We start from the raw sequence: 25,409 nt of genomic DNA on the forward strand, positions 1-25,409 counted from the left end.
GTCCTTCAATATCGGAATCCCACGGCGCAAGCTGTGGGATTCTTTTTTTGCCCCGATCCCAAGATCTTGCTTTGAAATAAAAACTTTATCACTAATCTTCCGTCAGTAAAACTAAATCCAAATTATCCGCTATGCGCAAAGCTTTGCTAACTCTGTCTGCCACTTTTGCACTTTCAACTTTGGCTTTTTCACAGACAAAAAACGACGTCCTCTACCTCCTGGATGGACCTAAGGAAGTACAGGTAAAGGAAGTGGGATTCAACATCATCAAATACAGCTATCCCAACGAAAACACGCTCTACAGCGTCAGCAAGCATCAAGTAACCAAGATCGAATACGCCAGCGGACGGGAAGAAACATTCGAAAGCCCCTTCAAGCCAGTCAAGGGATTGGACGATGCCGAGCTGGTCTACATCACTTACAATCCGGAAGACATCGCCGGCCTGAATCCAAAGGGTGAACTTTTCAGCAAAGCTACCGGCGTGACGGTTCTTTCCTCGATCAACAACGTGAAGAACAGAGCCTTGGACAAGCTGAAAGCGGAAGCCTCGATGCTCGGCGCAAATGTCGTCTTTGTAGGAAACATCTATCAGCGGGGCAACCAGTACGGAGGTGAAAACCAGCCCGGAAACTCGACACAGACGACATTTAGCGGCACCGGGTACTCCACCGAAGCACTGGAAGCGGAGGAAGTCCGAGCCATTGTCACCGGGCAAAAATACCACCACTACCAGACCCATAGGCTCAACAGGAACGACTGGAACGCGACCCGGGAGATTTCCACAGCCTATGACGAAAACCGAAAGCCTCTGATGTTTGAGTTTGACAAAATCATGGAAAAGGAAGACGGAATCTATGTGACCTCCTCCCATGTCCCCAGCAAAACAAAGGAACTGAAAGTCATCCGGGCGGACTCGGAAGTCGTGATTTTGATGGAGCGAAACGACAAAACCATCACCAACTACTACCTGATCTCGACGGAAAACCAATACTTCAAAAACATGGCTAACAGAGTCGTGCTCTAAACCAGAAAAGGCCGCTTACCCGGCCTTTTTCGCTTTCATTCTTCGACCTCAGAAGGCAAAAAACGTTTTGTAGTCATTGGGCAGGTGCTTCTTTGCCAGTTGCTGCACGGGTCGATGCCAACAAAGGCTAAACTCCAGCTTTGCTCTTACTTCGCTCTTCGCTCCCGAGTGAAGAAGTGAATTCGATTACTGGCACAATTGCGGAGATACATGTTATATTTCTATCTTTAGTAGCCTGATGGAAACCTGGCCTCCCGCCATGTGACCTCCAACAGTCTCAGACCATGACCTCACGAAGAAAAGCAATTCAAACCTTGGGCCTGGCAGCTGCTGCCGCGGCCTTACCTATCCCCACCATCGCTAAAAATATGGCAAAGCAAAAAATGATTCACCAGGTGTACTTCTGGCTGCACGACACGGGAAATACGCAAGAGTTTCTGACCGAGGCCGTGCCCATGCTCGGCAAGTGCCCGACCGTAGGCAAATTCATCGCTGGAACGCCTGCCGATACCGAAAAGCGGGACGTAGTCGACCACTCTTGGCAGGTCTGCTGCACGGCTTTCTTTGACAGCCTGGAGGATCAGCTCGCGTATCAAAAAGAGCCTCTTCACCTGGAGTTCATCGAGAAATATTCCCACATGTGGAAGACCGTGAAGGTCTACGACATCGCCATCTAGGGCTTCCTTGCCCTCCATAGCTCCCACTAAAATCCAGACAACATGAAAATTCCCCATTGGATCATCGGTATTGTCCTATTCGGATCGCTTGCCTGTGATCCAAAGGAGGATCCCATGCCCTCCGACCAGGGCTTGGCGATCAAGGAGGCGATCTTCGAATCCATGGGCGAATGGTATTTCTGGAACGAGGAGCTTCCAGCCACGGTGGACTATGCCGCCTACGCCTCCAACGAGGCATTGTTGGACGCAATCATCTTCAAGCCTCTGGATAGATTTTCCTACCTAACTACCCAAGAGGCCTTCAACAATGCCTTCGTGGGCCGAAATGCCGGACATGGCTTCGGCTATGCCTTTGGTGCGGACGGAAAGCTCTACCTCTCCTTCGTGTATGACGAGTCCCCTGCGGGAAAAGATGGCTGGAAGCGAGGCTGGGAGATCACCCAGATCAACGGCAAAGTGATTTCCGAATACAAAACTTCCTCCGGTGGCTACGACTTCAAACTGGGCAATCCGGATCCCGGAATCTCCAACACCTTTACCTTCAAGCTCCCGGACGGCAGCAGCACGACACGTACCAACGTCAAGGCGGAGTACCAGTCCAACTCGGTGCTGGAAAAGAAAATCTTTGAAGTGGCGGGTAAAAAAGTGGGCTACTGGGCCTATCAGAGCTTCAAAGCCACTGCCGGGGTGAGCCCCACCAAAAGTACGGAAGTGGATGACTCCATGGAGTTTTTCAAAACTGGGGGAATCCAGGAGCTGATCGTCGACCTGCGCTACAACGGAGGCGGATCTGTCGCCGTGGCAGAGCAGATCTGCAACTACCTGATCCAAGCCTCCAACTCGGGCAAGCTCATGTACACCAACAAGCTGAACGCCCTGAAATCCAACCTCAACTCGTCCAGAAATTTTTCCAAACTGGGCTCCCTGCAGCTCAGCCGCATCGTGTTCATCACTTCCCGGGGTTCCGCGTCAGCCTCCGAGCTGGTGATCAACAACCTTGACCCTTACCTCGATGTAGTCCTGATCGGTGACAATACCTACGGAAAGCCGGTGGGCTCCTTCCCCCTTTCCGCCTACAACACCACACTCAAAAACAACAACGTGGAGCTCGTCCCCATTACCTTTGCCATCGCCAACTCAGCCGGCAAGGCGGAGTACTTTGATGGCTTCCCAGCGGATTTTTCGGTTGGAGATTCCCCACAGTTTCCTTGGGGAGACGAGCGGGACCTACGCCTGGCTGCGGCGCTAAGCTACCTGCAAAACGGCACGGTGAGCGGCAGGATGCTGGACACCTTCTTCAGGCCAAAATGGGAAATGATCGATGGTTTCAAAGGATTGGGGCAGGAATTTCCTGTATACTAGATCAATCCATGTAACTTTCCCTGTCTCCGCCGATTTCCAGCATAAAGGACTCTTTCAAGTCGAGCTCTCTCAACAACTCCTCTCTATGGCCGAGGATTTCGATCAGATTTTTGTTGGAGACATTTCCCAAGTTGATTTTGACCAATTTCTTCGGCGTACGATCCAGCAAAAAACTGTTCTTAAAATCCGAGTCTTTTGAAACCAGAATGTACCCTCCTTGATCTGCAAATCTGGAAATCTCGGCATCCTTTGTAAAGCAGCCCTCCAAAATCTCGTTTACGTGGATGCACTCGTGCCCCAAGCCTTTAAAAAATGAGACTACTTTGAAGGAAATATGGACATCGCAGAGAAATTTCACGAAGCCAGGTCAATCAAAGGATGTCCAGATATAGCAAGCTTGGCAAATTGCAAGCAAGCATATATATCTTCCCTCTCCAGCTCCGGATGGTCTTCAAGGATTTCCTCGATCGTCATTCCCGAACCCAACAAATCAATAATGACCTCCACAGGCCAGCGCATTCCTCTGACGCATGGCTTGCCATGACAAACCTCCGAGCTCACCGTAATCCTGTGATTTAGATCCGACTTCATCTTTCTAAAATAGCATATTCATTGAAAAAACGGGATTATCCATTCACAGTTTGGAAAACTATGGATTTTGGCTGGAACGTCGAAAAACGTCAACAGAATTGCGGCATTCGCCGGCTACTTTTTCCTGTGCCGCTCGATCAGCACTTCCATCACCTCGTCCAGCTCGTATCCTTTGGCTTCGAGCAAGACCAAGTAGTGATAAAGCAGATCCGCTGCTTCTCCCATAAAGAGCTCCTTGTTGTCGTCCTTGGCTTCGATCACGATCTCCACAGCTTCCTCCCCTACTTTCTGGGCCACCTTGTTGATGCCTTTGGCAAAAAGCGATGCGGTGTAGGACTGGTCTGAAGGATTGTTTTTGCGGTCTTTGATGATGGCGCGCAGCTGGTCGATAAAGCCCGTCTTGGAGGAATTGGGCTCGTCCCAGCAGGTATCGGCACCCGTATGGCAAACTGGCCCACGGGGATTAGCCTTGATCAAAATGGAATCCCCATCACAGTCCGCGGCGAAGGACACCAGCTCCATGAAATTGCCGGAAGTCTCGCCCTTGGTCCACAGACGGTTTTTGCTTCTGCTGAAAAAGGTAACCATGCCTGTTTCTTGGGTTTTTGCCAAAGCGGCCTCGTTCATATAGCCCTGCATCAGAACCTTGCCACTCAAGGCATCTTGTACTATGGCAGGCACCAAACCGTCCATTTTTTCAAAATCTATGTTCATGTCTGTATGTTCAGACCTGTCAGGTTTTCAAAAACCGGACAGGTCTTGCTTTTATTTTCAACAAATCGGTCTCGACTCCCTGCCTACCGGTAAGGCAGGCGCTTCGCCTGACACTCGCTTCTTGGCTCTTGCCTCTAGCATCTAATGTCTAACGTCTTGATACTTGCATCTTGATACTAGATACTACCTTCTCACACTGATCCCTTCCTCCGCCAAATATCCTTTCAGCTCGGGAATCCCAATTTCCTTAAAGTGAAAGATACTCGCCGCCAAGGCCGCGTCAGCCTGTCCAAAGGTAAACACATCCTTGAAATGCGCCATCGTCCCGGCCCCCCCGGAGGCGATCACCGGAATGGAAAGCTCGGCCGAAATCTCCGCAGTCAGCTCATTGGCAAAGCCGGCCTTGGTACCGTCATGATCCATGGAGGTCAGCAAGATCTCCCCTGCTCCGCGATCCGCCACTTCCTTGGCCCAAGCCTGGGTCTTCAGCAGCGTCGGCTTTCTCCCGCCATGGGTATGGACGAAATCAATCCCGTCCACGTCCCGTGTATCGATCGCCACCACGATGCACTGGGAGCCAAACTCCCGGGCCATCTGGTCTATCACGCCCGGATTGTTCACGGCGGCCGAGTTGATCGAGATCTTGTCAGCACCGGCGTTGAGGAGGAACTTGACGTCCTCGACGGTTGAGATCCCACCACCAACGGTGAAGGGGATCGTGATCGCCTTGGCCACTTTGGTCACCAAGTCCGCCAGCGTCTTCCGCTTGTCTACCGTGGCCGTGATATCGAGGAAAACCAGCTCGTCGGCTCCTTCATCGGAATAGACCTTGGCCAGTTCTACGGGATCACCGGCATCCCGAAGCTCGACAAAATTGACTCCCTTGACCGTGCGGCCATCTTTGATATCCAGGCAGGGGATAATTCGTTTGGTCAACATTTTACTATTGGAAAATTTTAATGACAGTAGTACTTGTACTGCATCGGCGGAAAGCCTCTGCAGAACCTGATTCTAAATTGTAATTTCTACCAGATTGCCTTCCGGATCTGAAATTACACTTTCGTAATAGCCGTCCCCGGTGGTTCTCGGCTCACCGACGATTCTATAGCCGCTATTTCGCAGCCTATCCGTCAATTCGTCCACCTGTTCCTTTGAGCCGACTGACACTGCGAAATGAGCCAAACCAAAATTAGCTTTGTCTTGGTTAAGGAAACCGGTGACCTCCGGCCTGTGCATCAGTTCGATCCGTGCTCCTGAGGGGAAGGTCAAGAAGTAGGACGAAAACTCCTTTTTGGGATTGTAATACTTTTCATTTGAGGTCAAATGAAAGAAATCAAGGTAAAAAGCCCTCATTTTCTCCAAATCATTCACCCAGATCGCAAGATGCTCAATTCTCATTTTCTCTCTTGTTCAGAAACCCAAGACTCACACTCGAAATCAAACGAAGACCGCCAATTCCTCCAGCGTCACCCTTCCCTCATAGTAGGCCTTGCCGACTATCGTGCCGTACACCCCAATTTTCTCCAGTTCCTCCAAGTCCTTGACCGAAGAAACTCCCCCGCTGGCAATCAGTTTAAGATTGGGGATTTCCTGAAGAATCTCCTGATACAATTCCACTGAAGGGCCTTGCAACAAGCCATCTTTGGCCACGTCCGTGCAAATCACATACTGGATTCCCAGCCCGACGTAGGATTGGATAAAGGGAATCAGATCCACCGTAGTGGTCTCTTCCCAACCTCCCACGGCAATCTTTCTGTCCTTGGCATCTGCGCCAAGAATGATCTTCTCCGGCCCGTAGCTTTTGATCCAAGACTTGAACAGCTCGGGATTTTTCACCGCGATGCTGCCTCCGGTCACCTGCTTTGCTCCGAGTTCGAACGCTTTTTCGATCTCCTCATCGGCTTGGATACCACCACCGAAATCCACCTGCAAAGAAGTCCCCTGGCTGATTCGCTCCAGCACCGCCCCGTTGACGATTTTCTTGGCTTTGGCTCCATCCAAGTCCACCAGGTGCAGACGCTGGATTCCGGCTCCTTCGAAGCGCTTGGCCATCTCGAGCGGGTCGTCGTGGTACTCTTTTTTGCTGCTGTAGTCGCCTTGGCTGAGGCGAACGCACTTGCCTCCGATAAGGTCGATGGCGGGAATGATTTGCATGTTAAAAGACTTTAGACGCAAGACTTAAGTATCAAGACTTGCTGGTTTATAGGTTTGAGGTTCGGAAATAAGGGTTGTAAAGTACAAAAGTTGTAAGGTGGTAAAGTTGACTCATCAGGCTAAACGCTAAGGAGGACCTCGTAAATCGTACTTCGTAGATCGTAAATCAAATACTTAGGAAATTACTCAACAGCTTCTCCCCCACCGTGCTGCTCTTCTCCGGGTGGGCCTGGATCGCCCAATAGTTGTCCCGATGGAGGATGGCCGTGAAGTCATGGATGTAGTGCGTGCTGGCAATCGTCGCTTCGCTAAGCTCAGCATAATAGCTGTGCACGTAGTAGACAAAGCGGGAATCCGGCAGATCCTTCAACAAAGGATTATCCGCCAAATTTTCCAGCTCATTCCATCCGACATGAGGGACTTTAAACTCCCGTGAGTTTTCGGGCACGAAGCGCTTCACCTTCACCGGAAAAATACCCAGGCACTCCGTGTCGTTTTCCTCCGAATGCTCGCATAGCAACTGCAATCCCAGACAAACACCCAAAAAAGGCTGTTTGATCTCCCGGATCAGTTGATCGAGTTTTCGTGCTTTCAGGTAGCTCATCGCCGTGCTGGCCTCTCCCTGACCGGGAAAGATCACCCGGTCTGCGCCACGGATTTCCTCCGGATCGTCTGTCAAAACAGCCTCGGCACCCAAGCGCTCCAGCGCATAAAGTACCGACTGCACATTGCCCGAATTGTATTTGATTACTGCTGTTTTCATTTCTAAGTATCAAGACACTAGACACAAGATTCAAGACATTATGCCCCAAGGGTTAGACTCTAACTTATGCGCCATATTTATCAATTACATCTTTGCTCAATCTCATCAGTTTTGATCGATACACTTCATTCAATTCAGATATTCTATCCTCATAATGGATTAATACATCGATATTATACTTTAACCTATCTGTCCCAAGAGGATAGTCATCCAGCTGATTTTCATACTCAAAAAAATCCTCGGCATGAAAATCCAAGGGTTCTATATCATTTATCCATCTGAAAATTTTTGCCATAATGTGAATTCCTAATGGGAAACCTATTTCATTGCTTAAGATCCTTCTCGAATTGCTTACTAGATCTCTTATCAATTTCTCTCTCCTCTCCGACTCGTACTCATTCATTTCCTAATTCACATTAAGTTCAACAAATATCCTATACGCAAAACCCAAGACTTCCCGATCAAATGTCCGGTGACCGATGTACTCATCCGACATCGGTCATCGGACACCCGACATTTATTTTTTGCTCAGCATCTCCTCCAGCACCGCCTCTATCTCCGGAAGCGACTCATAGAGCTGCTCGTAGCTTTCGATCACAAAATACTTGTCCTGGAAGCGATCCTTCCAGTATTCCTGGTTCAAAATCCTCCGCACGTCGTAGGGAATGTGGGCGGGCTCGTTTGAAAGGCTGAATTTAGTCTCTCCGGACGAACTTAGGATACCTGCCCCGTAAATCTTCAGCTCCCCATCCTCCCGGATCAGTCCAAACTCGATGGTAAACCAATAGATTCGGCTCAGCAGTTGGATCGCCCAAGGGTTGTCGATGTGCTTTAGGGCGATACCCGACAGGTTTTCCAGAAAGTCCACGTAGGGCTGGTTCGTCAGCAACGGCATGTGCGCAAAAGCATCGTGAAACATATCCGGCTCCTCGAGGTAGTCCAGCTGCTCCATCTTGCGCAGCCAGGTGGATGATGGAAAACGCCTGTTGTTTAGCAAGCCAAAAAACAGGTCATCATCGATCAGCCCGGGCACGACCTGCACGGCCCAGCCGGTGGTCTTGGCCAGGATCTGGTTGAGTTCGTCAAAGTTGGCGATGCGGTCGGCGCTGAACTTCACGGCCTCCACACCCTTCAAGTAAGCCTTGGAAGCCGCCTTGGGGAGATTGGGCATCTGCCGCTCAAAGAGAATCTTCCATACCTTGAAGTCTTCGGCAGTATACTGCCCGTATTCCTGCCTCAGCTTTTGCAATCGAGGGTCAGAAAAGACCCAGTTTTTCGGTTTCGTTTCCATTTATATTCTATTTGGGTTTATAGTATCATCTAGCTCACCAGCCGCCTCGCCAGACTCACCAACTAATTCGACTGGACGTCATTGCGACGAGGCACGAGGAAGCAATCTTCTTTTTTGGGATTGCTTCGCTCCGCTCGCAATGACGCAAAACAAAAAAGCCTACTCCGGGAGGGAATAGGCCTGTCTATTTTTTTGCCAAAAAACCATAGCATTCCTATTCCCTCATCTAAAATGATGGTAAGAATGGTGCACGTAGGTTCTTGGAGTCGGATTCACAGCCCTAATTTACAGAGAGTTTTCGCTAAAGCAATTTTCCCCAACAATTCAATTCCATTTCTAAGACAGCCTCCCCGATTCGAGTCCGAACCAAATTTTGATATGATTCGCTTTAGGTGTATTATTACATCAAACTATATAAAGATGGCAAGGCAAAGCATCTCCCTCACCGAACCTAATGACGAATGGCTCAAAGCCCAAGTGGACAGCCAAGAATACGCCAGCAAAAGTGAACTCGTCAATGACCTGATCCGACAAGCAAGAAAGCAACAGGCAGAAATCGACTGGGTTAGGACGAAGCTCGAAAAAGCCGAAAAGAGCGGCTTTACCTCCCTGACCAAAGAGCAAATTTTGGCTGAAGCTAAGGCATCGATAAATGGCTAGCTACCGGCTGAGCGAGGAAGCAAAGGCTGATTTGGTTCGAATCTATCATTTTGGGGTTCGAAGATTCGGAACGATCCAAGCCGACAAATACTTTGATGACTTTTTCAAGTGCCTTGAAATGATTGCCGAAAGGCCCTATTCCTTTGAGTCCGTAGACTATATCAAATAGGGTTATCGGCGTTGCGTTTGTGGAGCCGACAGCATCTATTTCAAAATGAACCATGATTCGGCAGAAATCATGGCAATTATCGGAAGACAGGATTTGTCTCAAATGCCCTGACTTTCCCCTATTTGGACAAAAAAAGGCTGCTTCTGGAGAAGCAGCCGATCAAGTCAGTTTCTTTCTTTCACAACAACTCAAATCCCTTTCGCATCGCGAAGCTCTCCCGTATCCAGGATGCAAGCCTCGCACTCTGTGCAAAATCCAAGGTTTGCTGTCCATCGGAATAGGCCTTTTCCGGCACCTCATGGGACTCGTAGATGATCCCATCCGCACCGGACATCACGCCGGCCAAAGCCATCTGCGGCACGTAGGCCCGTATGCCGATTCCGTGTGAAGGGTCGACGATCACGGGAAGGTGGGACTTGGCTTTGAGGATTGGGATCGCATTCAGGTCCAAAGTATTTCTGGAAGCCCGCTCATAGGTTCGGATACCTCTTTCGCAGAGGATGAGCTTTTCATTTCCTCCGGCAAAGACATACTCCGCGGACTGCAACAGCTCCTCTATCGTCCCGGAAATGCCCCGCTTGATCATCACCGCCTTGTCGACTTTGCCTAGCTCGTCCAGGAGGTTAAAGTTTTGGGAGTTTCTCGCGCCCACCTGATAGATGTCCACATAGGGATACATGGCCTCGATCTGGGAGGGCTGCATCACCTCGGTCACGATCTTGATGCCCGCTGGGGCAGCGATGGAGTGCCAAAGTTCCAGTCCCTCGATCCCCATCCCGCGAAAGGCGTAGGGCGACGTCCGGGGCTTGAACACGCCGCCGCGCATCATCGTCATGCCGTTTTCCACGCAGTGGGCTACCACCTTGCGGATCTGCTCCTCGGACTCGATGGAGCAGGGGCCGGTGATGATGGCCATCTCTCCGTCCTTGATGAAGACCCCGTCGCCGAGATCCACGGAGGTAGGTTTGGCCTTCCACTTTTTGGACACGAGCTTGTACTCATCCGAGACGATGTGGATGTCCTTGATGCCGTCCATCTGGCCGACCTTGCGGATGTCAAACTCATTTTTTCCGATGCCGATGATGTAGTCGCCGAGTTGGGTTTTGACCTCGGTGGTTTTATAGCCGATCTCGTTGACCTTGGCGAGGAGCTTTTCCTTCTGGGAATCGCTGATGTCGGCTTGTAGTTGAATTATCATTTGATTTATGAATTACGATTTTTGATTTACGAGGCTTGTCATTGAGCAAAAACTCTCTAGCGGCAATTGCAAAATTCCAAGAATCTTAATCCTCAAGAAATTTCTCATCGAACAGAAAATTCTGGATTCGCCATTGGTCATCCGGTTTATAAAAAAGAAATACAAACCTCAACGGCTGCCTATCATACCGCACGAAGTAGATCAATTGGACTAAGCTTTCGCCTTTTTTCACTTCGGAAATTTTCTCAAAGCCCTTATAGTCACCAATCAATTGGACTGCATTATTCAACTGAGTTTTCACTTGGTTCAAAGCTCCCTGATTCTCTGCCATCCAAGTGTTAGAATTTAGCAGTTCATCAACAGCACCACTAGGAGATACTTTATAGCTATCAAAAAACTGATTGACTATTTCTTCCGGCCCCTTCTGCGCGTAACAAAAATTCGTAAGAGAAACTACCAATGCACTTACGAAAAAGAGTAATATTCTATTTTTCATTTTTTCTCGATTCCCCTTGACTTTCAAAGCCTTCCACAGAAACAGTAGTCCTTAACAGAAGCCTCAAGGGCTATAATTTTACAATTTTCAAATTTTTCAATTTTTCAATCCTTTCAAATATCCCTGAATATCCCCACTCAAGTCGGCCGCGTTTTTCAGCACTTTGATAAAAGCCGAACCGATAATGGCTCCATTGCTATACTGTGCGGCTTGGGCGAAGGTTTTGGCATCGGAAATCCCAAAACCAATCAGTCTAGGATTTTTCAGCTCCATCGCCGCCACGCGTTCGAAATAGGCGACCTGCTCGGGGCTGATGTCGGCTTTGGCTCCGGTGATCGCATGGGAGGAAACCATGTAGATAAACCCGTCGCTGTTTTCATCGATCTCCCGGATGCGTTTCTCGGAGGTCTGCGGAGAAATCAGAAAGGTATTCACGATGCCGTACTGATCAAACATCGCCTTGTAGTCATCCAGGTACTGCTGCATGGGCAAGTCGGGCACGATCAGACCATCCACGCCCACTTCCTGGCATTTTTTGCAAAACTCCTCCATGCCAAACTGCAGGATCGGGTTCAGATAGCCCATGAGTACTACTGGCAGCTGGATTTTGCTGCGAAAGCCCTTGAGCTGCTCAAAGAGCAACTTCATGGACATGCCATTGTCGAGGGCGATCTTGTTGCTGTCCTGGATCGTCGGGCCATCGGCTACCGGGTCGGAGTAGGGCACCCCGATCTCGATGATATCCGCTCCCCCGGCCTGGATAGCCTCCATGATCGCCAGGGTATCGTCCAGCTTTGGAAAACCCGCGGTGAAGTAGATGGAGAGGACGTTTTCCTTTTTGGTTTGAAATAGTGTATGTATGCGATTCATTGTAAAGTACGATTTACGAAGTACGATTTACGAGGCGATAGAGAACTCTAAACTCATTTCCTAAAACTTACGCTTCAGAATTTTAGGATTGAAGTTCAGCAGGTCGACGTAAATCGTAAATCAAAATTCAAAAATTTCATTTGCGACATCCGACATCTGACATCCAACTTTAATATCCTCCCCACTTGATATAGGTCTCCAGATCCTTATCTCCCCTTCCGGAAAGGTTGACCACGATCACGTCGTCTTTTCCATATTCGATCATGTTGAGCGCATACAGGGCGTGGGCCGACTCGATGGCGGGAATGATCCCTTCCAGTTTGCTCAGCTCCACCCCGGCAGCCATGGCATCCTTGTCCTCCACGGCCACAAACTCCCCTCTTCCTACATCAAAGAGATGCGCATGCACCGGCCCTATACCCGGATAGTCCAAGCCTGCGGAGATGGAGTGCGGCTCCACCACCTGACCGTCTTCGGTCTGCATCAGAATGGTCTTCGAGCCGTGCAAGATCCCCGGCGTTCCTTTGGCCGTCGTTGCCGCGGTTTTGCCGGAGTTGATGCCCAGACCTGCGGCCTCAGCGGCGACCAAGCGCACCTCAGGCGTATTGTAGTAGTGGTAAAAAGCCCCAGCGGCATTGGATCCGCCACCGACGCAGGCGATCACGACGTCCGGGTTTTCACGTCCTTCCTTTTCCTTCAGCTGCCACTTGATCTCCTCCGAGATCACCGACTGGAAGCGGGCCACCATCTCCGGATAGGGATGCGGGCCCACCACTGAGCCGATGATGTAGTGCGTGTCCACGGGATTGTTGATCCAGGCGCGCATGGCTTCGTTGGTGGCATCTTTCAGGGTTTTTGACCCAGACGTGGCCGGCACGACCTGCGCGCCGAGAATTTTCATTCGCTCGACGTTGGGACGCTGGCGCGCGATGTCGATCTCCCCCATGTACACGGTGCACTCCATGCCCATCAGCGCACAGACGGTCGCCGTAGCTACTCCGTGCTGGCCCGCGCCAGTCTCGGCGATGATCCGCTTTTTGCCCAGCTTCCTTGCCAAGAGGATCTGTCCGATGGTATTGTTCACCTTATGGGCGCCGGTGTGGCAGAGGTCTTCCCGCTTCAGGTAGATTTTCGCGCCATATTTCTCCGAAAGCCTAGCTGCAAAATACAGGGGCGTCGGACGGCCTACGTAGTCGCGGAGCAAGCCCTGAAACTGCCCCTGAAAATCAGGAGAAGCCAAGATCGACTCGTAGTTTTCCCGCAGTTCTTCCACGTTGGGATACAGCATCTCGGGGATGTATGCCCCGCCAAACTTGCCGTAAAAGCCCCTTTCATCAACTTTGATCATATGTAGTATGGTTGATAGTTGATAGTCCATGGACTATGGTCTATCAGCTATGGTCTAATTTTTTCCTTAAAGATTTTCAGCTTCCCGATATTCTTCAGCCCCGGCTCGTCTTCAAACTTGGAGTTGAGATCCACGCCCTGAAGCTGTGGGATTTTTGCTGCCAAAGCCAAAACCTCAGCCGCACTGTCTTCGTCCAAGCCTCCGCTGAGAAGAAAACCTTTGTCAAAAGGATAACTCTCCAGCACGGTCCAGTCAAACTTTCTGCCCGAACCTCCATGGGCCACGGTCGCCGTGTCAAAGAGAAACTTGTCCACAAAAGGCAAGTACCCCCTCAGGCTCTCCCAGTCTATCTCGGACTTCACCGAGATGACCTTCCAGAGCTCCACATCGGATTTCCCCCTTAATTCTTCGACTAGCTCCACCGATTCCTTGCCGTGAAGCTGGATTGCCGAAAGGCCAAACAAAGCGACTTTTCGAAGGATTTCATCTGTAGTTTCGTTGACAAAGACGCCGACTTTTTTCACCTCCACGTCCGCCAGCTGCGCTGCGAAACCGTCCGAAACGAAGCGCGGAGACTTGGGGTAAAAGATCAAGCCCATCCAGTCCGGCCGGATTTCCCGGATCAGTTTCCCGACGTTTTCGGGATCGCGCATGCCGCAGACCTTGATCTCCATCAGGCTTTGCTCAGCTCGGGCTCTTGGGCCGAAAGCTTTTTGAACTCCTTGATGAAATTGTAGGCGGCCTGCTCGGGACGGCTGGACTTCATGAAGTTTTCCCCGATCAGAAAGCCGTCAAATCCGGCCTTCTTGAGCTGCACCATCGTGCGGGGATCGGAAATCCCGCTTTCGGAGACTTTCACAAACTCGCCAGGGATCTGCTCCACCAAGGCCAAAGAGGTGTCCACGGAGACCTCAAAAGTCTTCAGGTTCCGATTGTTCACCCCGACCAGATCCAGGTCCGGGCAGAGGCTGCGCTCCAGCTCCTCAACGTCGTGCACTTCCATGAGGATCTCCAGTCCGAGGCTTTTTGCAAAAGCGGCCAAAGCCTTCAGCTTCGCAGGCTCCAAAGCAGCGGCGATCAGCAGGATGCAGTCCGCTCCCATGGACTTGGCTTCGAGGATCTGGTACTCGTCCACGATGAAATCCTTTCGGATGATGGGGCAGAAATTGAACTTTCGCGCGATCTTCAAGTCCTCGCTGCTTCCTCCGAAGTATTCTTTGTCCGTCAGGACAGACAGGGCCGAAGCTCCCGCCTGCATGTAGCCAATGCTGACCTTCTCGACGGATGCCGAGCCGTTGATCACGCCCTTGGACGGAGACTTGCGCTTAAACTCCGCGATGATGCCCGACTTCTCGGGGTGGGTCACGTACTTTTTCATCGAGACCACCTGCCCGTCAAAAAAGACGCTGCTCTCCAGCAACTTGACCGGCACGAGGCTCTTTCTCTCCTCCACTTCCCTGTATTTGGAAGCGATGATTTTATCCAGAATATTCATGTTTTTTTAAGCTAAGGAAACTGAGGTTTTTGGGTTGACGAGGCCGTCAAACACGCCGAGGGCCTTGCCGCTAAGCAGCACTTCCTCGGCCAGACCTACCGCGTCTACGAAGGACAGGCCCTCCCGCGCCGTCACCAGCGCAGCGGCCGCATTGGCGATCACGACGGAGTTTTGGCTCTGTGTCCCTTTGCCGCGCAGCACATTTTCAAAGATCTTGGCCGACTCCTGTATCGTGCTGCCACCGGCTATGCTGTCGGCGGAAATTTTCGCCAGCCCGACAGTCTCCGGATGGAGGAGCTTTTCGCCTTGGTTGGAGATCATCTTGAAAGGTCCGGTCAGGGAAATCTCGTCGTAGCCGTCGAGGGAATGGAGGATGGAGAATCTGCCCTCCATCTCCTGATAGAGATAGCCGTAGAGCCTCGCCAGCTCCAGGCTGAAGACGCCGACTAGCTGCTTTCTCGGAAAACTCGGATTCACCATCGGGCCGAGCATGTTGAAAAAGGTCTTCACGCCGAGTTCCTTTCGGATGGGGGCGACGTTTTTCATGGCCGGGTGGAAAAGCGGCGCATGGAGAAAACACAGGCCCGCCTCGTCCAGAGAGCGTCGGATTTCCGAGAGGTCATTGGTAAACTCGTAGCCGAAATAGGCGAGCAAATTGGACGAACCGCAGATCGAGGACACGCCCGTATTGCCGTGTTTGGCGACATTCTGCCCAGCACCCGCTACGATGAAGGAAGCCAAAGTCGAAATATTGAAGGTATCCTTGCCATCACCGCCTGTGCCGCAGAGGTCCATGGCGTCGTACTCGGCGATCTCCACCGGAATGCAGAGCTCTAGCATGGCCTCGCGGAATCCGCGAAGCTCCTTCACGGTGATGGAGCGCATGAGGTACACGGTCATGAAAGCGGCGATTTGGCTTTGGTTGTAGGCTCCAGTTGCCAGATTTTTGAGCACTTCCCGGGCTTGCGCTTGGGAGAGCGTCTTATGTTCGATCAATTGGTTGAGAATGTCTTTCATTGCTAGTGGGTGGGGGTGGAATTGGGACTAGAGCGAATTCAGGACTCCAGCCAGTTCTGCATGATTTTGATGCCGTTTTCGGTGAGTATGCTTTCGGGGTGGAATTGCACCCCTCTCACGTTTAGCTTTTTGTGTTTTACCGCCATGATCTGCTGGTCAGGCGTGCGCGCAATCACTTCGAGCTCAGGCGAAAGGGTGGATTCGTCGATGACCCAAGAGTGATATCTTCCTATACTAAATGTATCGGGGATTCCGTCGAAAAGCAAATCCTTTTGCACCGAAACCTTGGAAGCCACGCCATGCAGCACTTCGGATAGGTTGATCAGGCTCCCGCCAAAAGCCTCCCCGATCGCCTGATGTCCCAGGCAAACGCCAAGAATGGACTTGGTGGCGGAATATCGCTTGATCAGCTCGGGCATGATTCCCGCTTCGGACGGAATGCCCGGCCCCGGAGAAAGGAGAATTTTGTCGTACTTGGCGACTTCCTCCAGGGATATTTTGTCGTTTCGATAGACATCCATCATCGCTCCATAGCCCAGCTGCCGGACGATGTAGACCAGATTGTAGGTGAAGGAGTCGTAGTTGTCTAGTACCAGAATGCGCATCTTATTTTGTTTTGCAGTTACTTTCTTAGGGTTGTAAAGTGGTAAAGTTGGAAGGTGGCAAAGGCTATCCAACTCCATCGCTTTCCTAATCTTTCTTGTTTTTTAAATAGGTGATCAAAGCCATAATCTGCCTCGAAAGCCCAATCAAATCATCTTTTAATTTCAAATACTCTTCCTTCGGAACTCGATTGACTTCCACCAAAAGCGCCCGCTGACTTCTCAATTCCCCAGCTGAGCCTTTTGCATAGCCAAGAAATTTGATGAATTGTACCCGGTTGTTGTATTCAAAGCCCTCGGCAATGTTGTTGGAAATCGAAACTGCGCTTCCTATTAGTTGATCTCTCGACTTATAGTCGTTTTTCAGGGGACTCATATCCGCCAAACGATAGATCTGAACGCCAATTTCGATGGCCTTCTGCCAAATCACCAACTCTTCGAAACTGTTTGCTTTCATGATCTACGTCTATTCCTGCAGCCCTACTTTACAACTTTTCCACCTTACAACTTTGCCACTTTCCAACCTTCCAACTCAAATCCCTTCCGCCGCCCTTAGCGCCACCCGCAGCGCTTCGAGCTTGTTGGCGACTTCCTGAAGTTCTGAGGGAATGGAGCTTTTGGCTACTACGCCAGCTCCGGCTTGAAATCGGAGCTGGTTGTTTTCGGAGACAAAGGACCGGATCAATATGGCGTGGTTGAAGTCCCCGTTGAAGCCCAGGTAGCCGATGGCCCCGCCGTAAAACTGGCGGCTGGTGTTTTCCAGCTCATCGATGAGCTCCATCGCGCGGTACTTGGGCGCGCCTGTGAGTGTGCCCGCTGGAAAAGTGTCCGCCACGAGCTGTAGTGGATTGGCTCCCTCGGGCAGCTGACCGGTGACTTTGGACACCAGGTGGATGACGTGGGAGTAGTATTGGATTTCCTTAAACACGTCCACGTTGACCACGTCTGAAGAGCGGGAAAGGTCGTTTCTCGCCAAATCGACCAGCATCACGTGCTCGGAGTTTTCCTTGGGATCGTCGTAAAGCTTTCGCGCCAGCTCGGCGTCCTCCGCATCATTTCCCGTGCGGCGGAAGGTTCCGGCAATGGGATAGATGGTCGCCTTGCGGTTGTGCACCACGATCTGCGCCTCCGGTGAGCTGCCGAAAACCTTGAAAGAGCCGTAGTCGAAATAAAAGAGATAGGGCGAAGGATTCACCGAACGCAGCGCACGGTAAACGTTGAACTCGTCGCCCTTAAACTCCGTGGTGAAGCGTCGCGAAAGCACAATCTGGAACACGTCTCCACGGAAACAATGCTCACGGCCTTGGTTGAGGATCTTCAGAAACTGCTCATCGGTATAGTTGGACACTTCCTCCCCAACTTTCTTAAAGGAATAGGCCGGGATGTTCTTGTTGTTGAGCAGGGTCTCGATCTCCTCCATGTACTCGGGATTGTCCGCACCAGCCACACGGTGCTCGAAGAGGTGTAGCTCATTTTTGTAGTGATCCACCACGATGATGTTTTGATACATGGAGTACTGCATCATCGGAGTTTCGTTTGGCTTGGTATTTTGGAGCTTGATGTCCTCAAAATAGGCCAGCGTGTCGTATTGGATATAGCCAAAAAGCCCGTTGGTGCTAAACTTAAACTTGTCCGGCGTGGGGTCAAACTTATTCCCAAAGGCCCTCAGGCAATCCATCAAGCGCTTTTTGGCTGAAACCTGGTATTCCAAAACCTCCCCTACCGGGAGCTTTTCACGCACCGTACCGGCATTGAAGCTGAAGGTGGCGAGGGGGTTGAAGCAGATGAACGAATAGCTGTTTTCCTGACCGTGGTAGTCGGAGCTTTCCAGAAGGATGGGGTTGGCAAAGCGATCCCGGATCTGCAGATAGATGCTCACCGGCGTGATGGTGTCGGCGAGTCTCTTGCGATAAGTGGTCAGGATCGGAAATTTTACGTGGCTCATTCGGGAATGTGTTTTTGCATGAAAAAAGGCTTACCGGGAACTCCAGTAAGCCTTTTATACTATGTGTTGCGCAAATTATTTAGGCAACGGCCTTCTGAGCTTTCCCTTGGGAAGAGATAGAATGCCACCACCAGTATTTGTTTGCGATTGTTTTCATAAGACTTCGGCAAATTTAAAAAGGGATTGGAAATCACAAAGCATGGATACCGTTTTTTCAAAAAAAATATTCCCCGTTGCCATTTTCTCAATAACATCACCCTATCGGTCAGACAACTATCAAAATCGACATCACGTATAGTACACCAAACTTTGACCCATCTTGACCATGAAAAAACTCGCGCTTCTCTCCCTCATCCTGCTGGGCCTCGCACCGGCACTTTCCGCACAGACCAAAGCCGACTGGACGCTACCGCTCCACGAGATAGAATTCCTGGACGAACAAGGCGAAAAGGCTAAGCTGAAGGTGGATCCGGGATTCGACTATGCCGACCTGGAAAAAAACGGGGACAAAATCCGTTTCTTTTTCAACCGCAACAACACCAACTTCCGCCAGGCGCGCATCGTCGACAACGAAAGCAGCGAGCTGATCGCCAGGGGAAAAGGCGGCTTCTTCTTTGGCGGGGCCAAAATGGTATTTGCCGACGGCACGGTAGTCAATCTCAAAAAGGAAAAAAATCCCAACGGCTACCAAGTTATCGGCCCTCACGGTTCGATTTTCAAAGTGGAAAACCAAGGGATAAGCCCGGTGTCCACGCTCAGCCAAGCGGAATTTCTCACGCAGACTTTCTTTGTGTTTGACCGCATCCGAGCCACCCAAGAGCCTCCAGCCGACGTCATTTACCTGTATGGGTCGACTTTTGGCAGATAAGCTTTAGCTTTGGGCAAAAAAATCATGGCCAAGGCAATCTCCCAGTATTTCAAGCGGATCTTTGACGACTATCAGGTATTGGTGATGGTCAACCCAGCCGACTTCACAGGCGTAGAGCTCATCGTCCATCCCGATGGTCGGATCGAAAAGACCGAGATGGAGTTTGACGAGGAGATTTTCGAGGATCTGGAGGTGGACGAGTTTCAGCCCTGCGGTGCGCTGGAATTCCAGCTGTATCTGGCGAAGGCCTGAAAACCGATAGGCTATAGCACACCTAATTCCCAGAACCAGAGAACATCAACGGCCTGACTTTTCCGTACATTTAAGCAAAAAGCCATGAAAATCGAACGTACCGACAAAGAGGTAATCTTCACGGTCTCCGGAGACGCAAAGCTGGACGACTTGCAGGATTTAGCGGACCTTTTGGAATTCAAGGAACTTTCCAAGCAATCGAAGGCTACACAAAGCGAGGTAGACAGCCTAGTAGCTTCCATAAAAAAAGGACGCTGGGAAAAGACTAAGGAAAAAATCGGGCTATGAGAATCGTTGTCGATTCAAATATTGTTTTCAGCGCAATCTTGAACACCAACGGAAAAATCTCCCGAATCCTTCTACACCCCAAATCCAGACTGAATCTTTACTCTACCCGACACCTTCTGGAGGAAATCTACGAACACTTCGAAAAGCTGAAATCCATTTCCGGATACTCTGAAAAAGAACTCTCCAGAATCATCTCACTGGTCACTGGTCGGATCAGGTTTATAGACCCAAGATTGATTCCTCTGCCTGTTTTTTTGAACGCAGAGAATTTGACTCGGGATATAGACATCGACGACACTGAATTCGTGGCACTGACAGACCACGCCAAAGCCAAACTCTGGAGCGGGGACAAAAAACTGATCATGGGATTACGGAAAAAAAACTGGAAAAAAGCCATCACGACAGATGAGTTGTCTTTGCTTTTGTTCCGAAAAAGCAAATAGCGATACTTTCCTGTTAACCGGAAAATAGAATTGGTAATCCCCCCATTCACCGCCAACGCTTCACCTCGCTGGCGTCCCCGCATTCGGAGAGCAGCTCCAGCGAAGTCTTTTCCATCAGCGGATGCTCCTTGTCAGGGCACACTTCCGCGAGGGGAGCCAGCACAAATCTCCGCTCGGCAATAAAAGGATGGGGAATCTTTAGCCGCCCACTGTCTATCACCTGATCACCAAAATACAGGATATCGATGTCCATCGTGCGATTCCCCCAGTGCTCGTCGCGCTTTCGGCCCAGATCCCGCTCGATGCCTTGGATCAAGTGCAAGACCTCCTCAGGACTTCTTTCCGTCATGACCACCGCAACTTGGTTGAGAAAATCACCTTTTGCCACTCCACCCCAGGCCGAAGTCTCGTAGATGGAGGAAAACCGCAGCACCTCAAAATGCGAATCCAGCTCGACTCGGGCGCGGCTCAGCAAGGCCTCCCGATCTCCTCTATTGCCGCCCAAACACAAAACTACCTCGTTAAACATCACTTAATCCTCCGGTTGTAAAGGTCATACAAAAAAAGGCTAATTTAGAACCCAAATTAAAATCGCATGAAATTCCTAGGCAATGTATTGGCCGTGATTGTCGGCTTGTTCATATTCTCGATTCTTAGCTTCCTCCTCTTTTTCGGCTTCATCGGCATGATGGCTGCGTCGGCCGAAAAGGAAGTTTCCGTGAAAGAAAACAGCGTGCTGCACCTGAACCTCAACGGCCGCATGCTGGTGGAGCGCACCTCGGACGACGAGCTGGACTTGGGCGCCTTCGGCAATCCCTTTGGAGGCGACCTCAACGCCGGCCTGGTCAATCTCAAAAAGGCCCTCCAAGAAGCCAAAACCAACGACAATATCAAGGGCATCTACCTCAACACCGGACTGATCATGGCGGGACAAGCGGGCCTCCTTGAGCTTCGCGAGGCCCTGATCGACTTCAAAGAGTCCGGCAAGTTCATCCTCAGCTACGACGAGGCCTATTCCGAAGGCGGTTATTTCCTGGCCTCCGCCGCAGACGAAATCTACCTCAATCCCCTGGGAGCGATTGATTTCAACGGCTTTTCCTCAGAGGGGATATTCCTGAAAGGGCTCTTCGAAAAAGTCGGCATAAAGCCAGAAGTGTTCCGCGTAGGTGAGTTCAAAAGCGCCGTAGAGCCTTTCATTTTGGAAAAAATGAGTCCTGAAAACCGCCTTCAGACCGAGTATTTCCTCAACGACATCAACGATTTCGCCCTGGCGAAAATAGCAGAAACCCGAGGCATCGCCCTCGATAGCCTGAAGAAAACCAACTCCCAGATGCTGGTACGAAAGGCCCAAGATGCGGTGACTTATGGACTGGCTACCGGGCTGGCCTACGAAGATGAAATCCATGCCAAGCTTCGGGAAAAACTCGGCTTGGGTGAGGACGACGACATCCCCACCATCAACGCCACGGACTTGGGCTCCCTGGCCAAGTCCAAAAACCTGACTTCCAAAAACCGCATTGCGGTCATCGTGGCGGAAGGAGACATCGTGAGTGGGGACGTGGACGGCGCGCTGAGCTCGGATAAATTTGCGAAGGAGATCCGAAAAGCCAGAAAAGACGAAAACATCAAAGCCATCGTCCTTCGGGTGAATTCACCGGGGGGCTCCATCATTGCCTCTGACGTGATTTGGAGGGAGATGACCGAAGCCAAAAAAGCCAAGCCGCTCATCGTCTCCATGGGCGAAGTGGCCGCCTCGGGAGGCTACTACATTTCTGCACCCGCAGACACCATCGTCGCGCAGCCCAACACGATCACAGGCTCCATCGGCATCTTCGGCCTATGGTTCAACGCCCAGGAGCTGCTGAACGACAAGCTGGGAATCACCACCGACGTCGTGAACACCGGCGAGCTATCCGACTTCATGAACCCAACCCGAGACCTGACCGAAGTAGAGCGCACCATCATCCAATCCAGCATCGAGGAAGGCTACGAGACCTTCATCTCCCGAGTGGCCGAGGGACGCGGCATGCATCCCGACTCCGTGAAAAAGGTGGCCTCCGGACGCGTATGGACTGGCTCTCAAGCCAAGGAACGTGGACTGGTAGACGTATTGGGAGGCCTCAATACCGCCGTGGAGATCGCAGCCGCCAAGCTGGACGCCGGCGACGACTACCGAGTGGTGTATTATCCCGAGCAAAAGACCTGGTTTGAGGAGCTTTTCTCGGATTTTGGAGACAAAGTGCAAACCCGGATACTCCAGGCACAGCTGGGGGACAACTTCCAGCTGGTGGAAAAAGTAAAATCCCTGCAGCGCTTCCAGGGAGTCCAGGTGAGAATGCCACAGGATATCATGATCAAGTAGTGCATTAGCCGCTTTCAAAAAAGACCGATTCCTAGCGAGTCGGTCTTTTTTTTGTCTATAGATTCCAAACACGCTTTTCTCGACTAAGCCTGAAGGACATAAAAAAAGAGGCCGAATACACTTCGGCCTCTCTCGCAACTTATTGCTTTGACTGTTTGATCGATCTAGAGCGAATCTCCCAAACAGCGACTCAAAATCAATATCTGTAGTACTCAGGCTTGAACGGCCCCTGCACTTCCACCCCAATGTATTGGGCTTGGTCTTCAGACAGCGTATCCAGCTCGACACCCAACTTAGTCAGGTGAAGGGATGCCACCTTCTCATCGAGGTGCTTTGGAAGCACATATACGCCTGGCTGATAGTCGCCATGGTTTTCCCAAAGCTCCAGTTGTGCCAAAGTCTGGTTGGTGAAGGAGTTGGACATCACGAAAGAAGGGTGCCCAGTAGCGCAACCCAAGTTCACCAGACGTCCCTCAGCCAGCACGATGATCTCTTTGCCATCCAGCTCGTAAAGGTCCACTTGAGGCTTGATCACATTTTTGGTCTGGCCATAGTTTTTGTTCAGCCAAGCCATGTCGATCTCATTGTCAAAGTGGCCGATGTTGCAGACAATGGCCTTGTCCTTCATCGCCTTGAAGTGCTCACCGGTGATGATGTCCTTGTTGCCGGTAGCGGTCACCACGATGTCGGCTTCCTTCACGGCGTCCACCATTTTCTTCACCGCGTAGCCGTCCATGGCAGCCTGCAGCGCACAGATGGGGTCGATCTCAGTGACGATCACTCTCGCGCCAGCACCTCTCAGAGACGCTGCGGAACCTTTTCCTACGTCTCCGTATCCTGCGACCACGGCAACTTTGCCCGCCATCATCACATCGGTAGCGCGACGGATCGCATCCACCAATGACTCCTTGCAACCATACTTATTGTCAAATTTCGACTTGGTCACGGAGTCGTTCACGTTGATTGCCGGCATAGGAAGCGTGCCATTTTTCATACGCTCATACAGGCGGTGAACACCGGTAGTCGTCTCCTCGGACAGGCCTCTGATGCCAGCGACCAATTCAGGATATTGATCCAACACCATGTTGGTCAGATCTCCACCATCGTCCAGGATCATGTTCAAAGGCTGCTTGCCTTCGCCAAAAAAGAGGGTTTGCTCGATGCACCAGTCAAATTCCTCTGCGGTCTGGCCTTTCCAGGCGTACACTTGGATACCTGCTGCGGCGATAGCTGCGGCGGCATGGTCTTGGGTTGAAAAAATATTGCAAGATGACCAGGTCACTTCCGCTCCCAGGGCCACCAGCGTCTCGATCAGCACGGCGGTCTGGATGGTCATGTGAAGGCAACCCGCGATTCTAGCTCCTTTCAAAGGCTGAGACGGGCCAAACTCCGCTCTCAAAGCCATCAGACCTGGCATTTCCGCCTCGGCCAATCGGATTTCCTTTCTTCCCCACTCGGCTAGCGAGATGTCTTTCACCTTGAACTGGATGAATTTTTCAGATTTGATTTCTGACATGTTATTGATAGTTAAATAATTATTATCGTGGAACGGCGGCAAAGTTACCGCATAAATCCGTGAATTGAAAACCCCGTCAAATCTCCGGAAAGGAAATCTCCTTCAGCCCAAAGGTACGCACGACACCGCCCCTGAGTTCCATCTGCAGCATCCCTTCGGCCGTGACTCCCAAAATCTTTCCTTCCAACTCATTTTCCCCAGCCCTGAAAACAGCCCACTTTCCCCTGAGGTACAAGTGCCCGAGGTAGCTTTCCCTTACCATCTGAAGCTTTCCCTTCTTCAGTGCGATCACTCCCTGCTCGATCTCCGACACCAGTAGCTTAAAAAGCTCCTCCAACCCATAGCTTCCCCCAGTGATCAGGGCCAGCGAGGTGGCTTTGGACGTTCCAAACCGTCGCTGGTTGATGTTCAGACCTATACCTACTACCGCATACTCCCAAGAGCTGGAGCTGAGGATATTTTCGATCAGGATGCCGCCTATCTTCCCCTTGCCGGGCACCACCAGATCGTTTGGCCACTTGACCTGAAGATCGGGAAGGTAGTCCTGCAGCACCTTCCTGATGCTGTTGGACACCATCATGTTGAGATAAAACTGCTCGGAAACGTCCAAAAAACCGGTCTTTAGCACCAGCGAAAAGGTCAAGTTCATACCCGGCTCCGCCTCCCAGGTGTTGCCGCGCTGCCCCTTCCCTGCGCTCTGATGGCCGCAGATGACAATGGTCCCGTCTCCTGCATGCCCACTTCGGATCATTTCCAGCGCCCTGTCATTGGTAGAGTGACACTCTGGCAGAAAAAGCACCTGTTTCCCCAGAAAAATCGTGTTGGCAAGAATTTTATACATAATTTTTCTGTTCGGCTGATTTGGGTAATTTAATTGCCGTGTAAAATTAAATCAATATATGACAGCAGAGGCGTTGAGCAAGGTTATCGTCAGGGGAATGGAAGAAAAAAAGGCTTCTGAAATCCTAGTCTTAGATCTCAGAAAAATCAAAAATGCAGTGACCGACTTTTTTGTGATCTGCTCCGGCAACTCCGACACCCAGCTCGAAGCCATCTCCAAATCAATCGAAGAAGAAGTCCACAAAGCCGGTGAAAGCCCTGCATGGAGGGTAGAAGGAAAAACCAACGGCGAATGGGTACTGATGGACTTCGTCAATGTGGTCGTCCACATCTTCCTCAAGGACAAGCGCGAATTCTTCGGACTGGAAGACCTCTGGGGCGATGCGCAGACCACCCTGATCAATTAATCCCGGATAAACTTTCACCAGTTTAAGCCGTTTTACCTTAAGTTTACAGAATTACC

Annotated in this window: 33 protein-coding genes; 11 read left to right on the forward strand and 22 right to left on the reverse strand. The window is 50.9% G+C overall.

Translation table 11 applies throughout. The annotated features are described in order from the left end of the window. Positions 1-131: 131 nt before the first annotated feature. The 3 genes from J0A68_RS09780 (at position 132) to J0A68_RS09790 (ending at position 3,064) form a co-directional block, all read left to right on the forward strand. Complete coding sequence (locus J0A68_RS09780; protein WP_206578027.1) at positions 132-1,025, forward strand: hypothetical protein; 894 nt, start codon at positions 132-134, stop codon at positions 1,023-1,025. Between the two features lie 368 nt (positions 1,026-1,393). After that, a complete protein-coding gene (locus tag J0A68_RS09785; protein ID WP_236021445.1) occupies positions 1,394-1,702 on the forward strand; it encodes a Dabb family protein in 309 nt (102 codons plus the stop codon). A gap of 42 nt (positions 1,703-1,744) precedes the next feature. Further along, positions 1,745-3,064: a S41 family peptidase gene (locus J0A68_RS09790; protein ID WP_206578029.1), complete on the forward strand. Its 1,320-nt coding sequence runs from the start codon at positions 1,745-1,747 to the stop codon at positions 3,062-3,064. 1 nt (position 3,065) lies between these two features. Here the strand turns inward: J0A68_RS09790 and J0A68_RS09795 are convergent, their stop codons facing one another. From J0A68_RS09795 to J0A68_RS09835, 9 genes are all read right to left on the reverse strand, one after another. Continuing rightward, the gene (locus J0A68_RS09795) at positions 3,066-3,422 is read right to left on the reverse strand and encodes a DUF5615 family PIN-like protein (RefSeq protein ID WP_206578030.1); all 357 of its coding nucleotides are present in this window, start codon (positions 3,420-3,422) and stop codon (positions 3,066-3,068) included. After that, positions 3,419-3,655 (reverse strand): DUF433 domain-containing protein, encoded by a 237-nt coding sequence (locus tag J0A68_RS09800; RefSeq protein WP_206578031.1) that lies wholly within the window; start codon positions 3,653-3,655, stop codon positions 3,419-3,421. The genes J0A68_RS09795 and J0A68_RS09800 overlap by 4 nt, the downstream gene beginning before the upstream one ends. Before the next feature lie 114 nt (positions 3,656-3,769). Beyond that, a complete protein-coding gene (gene hisIE, locus J0A68_RS09805; RefSeq protein WP_206578032.1) occupies positions 3,770-4,369 on the reverse strand; it encodes a bifunctional phosphoribosyl-AMP cyclohydrolase/phosphoribosyl-ATP diphosphatase HisIE in 600 nt (199 codons plus the stop codon). A 183-nt stretch (positions 4,370-4,552) separates the two neighbouring features. Next, positions 4,553-5,308, reverse strand: coding sequence for an imidazole glycerol phosphate synthase subunit HisF (hisF, locus tag J0A68_RS09810; protein ID WP_206578033.1), 756 nt, complete (start codon positions 5,306-5,308; stop codon positions 4,553-4,555). Between the two features lie 72 nt (positions 5,309-5,380). Further along, entirely contained in the window at positions 5,381-5,767 is a 387-nt protein-coding gene (locus J0A68_RS09815) for a VOC family protein (RefSeq protein WP_206578034.1), read from the reverse strand. 39 nt (positions 5,768-5,806) lie between these two features. Beyond that, complete coding sequence (gene hisA, locus J0A68_RS09820; RefSeq protein ID WP_206578035.1) at positions 5,807-6,523, reverse strand: 1-(5-phosphoribosyl)-5-[(5-phosphoribosylamino)methylideneamino]imidazole-4-carboxamide isomerase; 717 nt, start codon at positions 6,521-6,523, stop codon at positions 5,807-5,809. Between the two features lie 166 nt (positions 6,524-6,689). Continuing rightward, positions 6,690-7,286: an imidazole glycerol phosphate synthase subunit HisH gene (hisH, locus tag J0A68_RS09825; protein ID WP_206578036.1), complete on the reverse strand. Its 597-nt coding sequence runs from the start codon at positions 7,284-7,286 to the stop codon at positions 6,690-6,692. A gap of 64 nt (positions 7,287-7,350) precedes the next feature. Beyond that, positions 7,351-7,689, reverse strand: coding sequence for a hypothetical protein (locus J0A68_RS09830; RefSeq protein WP_206578037.1), 339 nt, complete (start codon positions 7,687-7,689; stop codon positions 7,351-7,353). A gap of 114 nt (positions 7,690-7,803) precedes the next feature. Then, positions 7,804-8,577, reverse strand: coding sequence for a phenylalanine 4-monooxygenase (locus J0A68_RS09835; protein ID WP_206578038.1), 774 nt, complete (start codon positions 8,575-8,577; stop codon positions 7,804-7,806). A gap of 420 nt (positions 8,578-8,997) precedes the next feature. Here J0A68_RS09835 and J0A68_RS09840 point away from each other — a divergent pair, with 420 nt between their 5' ends. Both J0A68_RS09840 and J0A68_RS23145 read left to right on the forward strand, forming a co-directional pair. Next, positions 8,998-9,237: a ribbon-helix-helix domain-containing protein gene (locus J0A68_RS09840; protein WP_206578039.1), complete on the forward strand. Its 240-nt coding sequence runs from the start codon at positions 8,998-9,000 to the stop codon at positions 9,235-9,237. Then, a complete protein-coding gene (locus J0A68_RS23145; RefSeq protein ID WP_206578040.1) occupies positions 9,230-9,406 on the forward strand; it encodes a type II toxin-antitoxin system RelE/ParE family toxin in 177 nt (58 codons plus the stop codon). Before J0A68_RS09840 ends, J0A68_RS23145 begins: the two co-directional genes overlap by 8 nt. 178 nt (positions 9,407-9,584) lie before the next feature. On the opposite strand, the gene aroF is transcribed toward J0A68_RS23145, so the two are convergent. The 10 genes from aroF to J0A68_RS09895 form a co-directional block, all read right to left on the reverse strand. Further along, positions 9,585-10,604, reverse strand: coding sequence for a 3-deoxy-7-phosphoheptulonate synthase (aroF, locus tag J0A68_RS09850; protein ID WP_206578041.1), 1,020 nt, complete (start codon positions 10,602-10,604; stop codon positions 9,585-9,587). A gap of 85 nt (positions 10,605-10,689) precedes the next feature. Then, a complete protein-coding gene (locus J0A68_RS09855) occupies positions 10,690-11,100 on the reverse strand; it encodes a hypothetical protein (protein WP_206578042.1) in 411 nt (136 codons plus the stop codon). Positions 11,101-11,196: 96 nt separating this feature from the next. Beyond that, positions 11,197-11,970 carry a tryptophan synthase subunit alpha gene (gene trpA / locus J0A68_RS09860; protein ID WP_206578043.1) on the reverse strand — a complete coding sequence of 258 codons (774 nt, stop codon included), beginning with the start codon at positions 11,968-11,970 and terminating at the stop codon, positions 11,197-11,199. A 169-nt stretch (positions 11,971-12,139) separates the two neighbouring features. Beyond that, the gene (gene trpB, locus J0A68_RS09865; protein ID WP_206578044.1) at positions 12,140-13,318 is read right to left on the reverse strand and encodes a tryptophan synthase subunit beta; all 1,179 of its coding nucleotides are present in this window, start codon (positions 13,316-13,318) and stop codon (positions 12,140-12,142) included. 47 nt (positions 13,319-13,365) lie between these two features. Further along, a complete protein-coding gene (locus J0A68_RS09870) occupies positions 13,366-13,992 on the reverse strand; it encodes a phosphoribosylanthranilate isomerase (protein ID WP_206578045.1) in 627 nt (208 codons plus the stop codon). Continuing rightward, positions 13,992-14,813 (reverse strand): indole-3-glycerol phosphate synthase TrpC, encoded by an 822-nt coding sequence (gene trpC, locus J0A68_RS09875; RefSeq protein WP_206578046.1) that lies wholly within the window; start codon positions 14,811-14,813, stop codon positions 13,992-13,994. Before trpC ends, J0A68_RS09870 begins: the two co-directional genes overlap by 1 nt. A gap of 6 nt (positions 14,814-14,819) precedes the next feature. Then, positions 14,820-15,830: an anthranilate phosphoribosyltransferase gene (gene trpD, locus J0A68_RS09880; RefSeq protein WP_206578047.1), complete on the reverse strand. Its 1,011-nt coding sequence runs from the start codon at positions 15,828-15,830 to the stop codon at positions 14,820-14,822. Between the two features lie 38 nt (positions 15,831-15,868). Then, positions 15,869-16,435, reverse strand: a complete 567-nt coding sequence (locus tag J0A68_RS09885) for an anthranilate synthase component II (RefSeq protein ID WP_206578048.1) — start codon at positions 16,433-16,435, stop codon at positions 15,869-15,871. Positions 16,436-16,520: 85 nt separating this feature from the next. After that, a complete protein-coding gene (locus J0A68_RS09890; protein ID WP_236021447.1) occupies positions 16,521-16,889 on the reverse strand; it encodes a four helix bundle protein in 369 nt (122 codons plus the stop codon). Between the two features lie 75 nt (positions 16,890-16,964). Then, positions 16,965-18,377, reverse strand: a complete 1,413-nt coding sequence (locus J0A68_RS09895; RefSeq protein WP_206578049.1) for an anthranilate synthase component I family protein — start codon at positions 18,375-18,377, stop codon at positions 16,965-16,967. A 325-nt stretch (positions 18,378-18,702) separates the two neighbouring features. On the opposite strand from J0A68_RS09895, the gene J0A68_RS09900 reads away from it, so the two are divergent. The 4 genes from J0A68_RS09900 to J0A68_RS09915 all read left to right on the forward strand — a co-directional run bounded on the left by J0A68_RS09900 (position 18,703) and on the right by J0A68_RS09915 (position 20,228). Continuing rightward, a complete protein-coding gene (locus J0A68_RS09900; protein ID WP_206578050.1) occupies positions 18,703-19,245 on the forward strand; it encodes a hypothetical protein in 543 nt (180 codons plus the stop codon). A gap of 24 nt (positions 19,246-19,269) precedes the next feature. Beyond that, on the forward strand, positions 19,270-19,497 hold the full coding sequence (locus J0A68_RS09905; protein WP_206578051.1) for a hypothetical protein: 228 nt from the start codon (positions 19,270-19,272) through the stop codon (positions 19,495-19,497). 84 nt (positions 19,498-19,581) lie between these two features. Next, positions 19,582-19,785 (forward strand): hypothetical protein, encoded by a 204-nt coding sequence (locus tag J0A68_RS09910; RefSeq protein ID WP_206578052.1) that lies wholly within the window; start codon positions 19,582-19,584, stop codon positions 19,783-19,785. After that, positions 19,782-20,228, forward strand: a complete 447-nt coding sequence (locus tag J0A68_RS09915; RefSeq protein ID WP_206578053.1) for a PIN domain-containing protein — start codon at positions 19,782-19,784, stop codon at positions 20,226-20,228. Before J0A68_RS09910 ends, J0A68_RS09915 begins: the two co-directional genes overlap by 4 nt. Positions 20,229-20,274: 46 nt before the next feature. Here J0A68_RS09915 and folK read toward each other — a convergent pair whose 3' ends face one another. Continuing rightward, positions 20,275-20,757: a 2-amino-4-hydroxy-6-hydroxymethyldihydropteridine diphosphokinase gene (folK, locus tag J0A68_RS09920; RefSeq protein WP_206578054.1), complete on the reverse strand. Its 483-nt coding sequence runs from the start codon at positions 20,755-20,757 to the stop codon at positions 20,275-20,277. A 66-nt stretch (positions 20,758-20,823) separates the two neighbouring features. On the opposite strand from folK, the gene sppA reads away from it, so the two are divergent. After that, complete coding sequence (gene sppA, locus J0A68_RS09925) at positions 20,824-22,590, forward strand: signal peptide peptidase SppA (RefSeq protein ID WP_206578055.1); 1,767 nt, start codon at positions 20,824-20,826, stop codon at positions 22,588-22,590. A gap of 196 nt (positions 22,591-22,786) precedes the next feature. Here sppA and ahcY read toward each other — a convergent pair whose 3' ends face one another. Then, a complete protein-coding gene (gene ahcY, locus J0A68_RS09930) occupies positions 22,787-24,106 on the reverse strand; it encodes an adenosylhomocysteinase (protein WP_206578056.1) in 1,320 nt (439 codons plus the stop codon). 76 nt (positions 24,107-24,182) lie between these two features. Then, a complete protein-coding gene (locus J0A68_RS09935; protein WP_206578057.1) occupies positions 24,183-24,947 on the reverse strand; it encodes a biotin--[acetyl-CoA-carboxylase] ligase in 765 nt (254 codons plus the stop codon). Between the two features lie 58 nt (positions 24,948-25,005). Here J0A68_RS09935 and rsfS point away from each other — a divergent pair, with 58 nt between their 5' ends. Further along, the gene (gene rsfS, locus J0A68_RS09940) at positions 25,006-25,353 is read left to right on the forward strand and encodes a ribosome silencing factor (RefSeq protein ID WP_206578058.1); all 348 of its coding nucleotides are present in this window, start codon (positions 25,006-25,008) and stop codon (positions 25,351-25,353) included. Positions 25,354-25,409: the final 56 nt, after the last annotated feature.

Source organism: Algoriphagus oliviformis (assembly GCF_017254915.1).
Classification (GTDB): domain Bacteria; phylum Bacteroidota; class Bacteroidia; order Cytophagales; family Cyclobacteriaceae; genus Algoriphagus; species Algoriphagus oliviformis.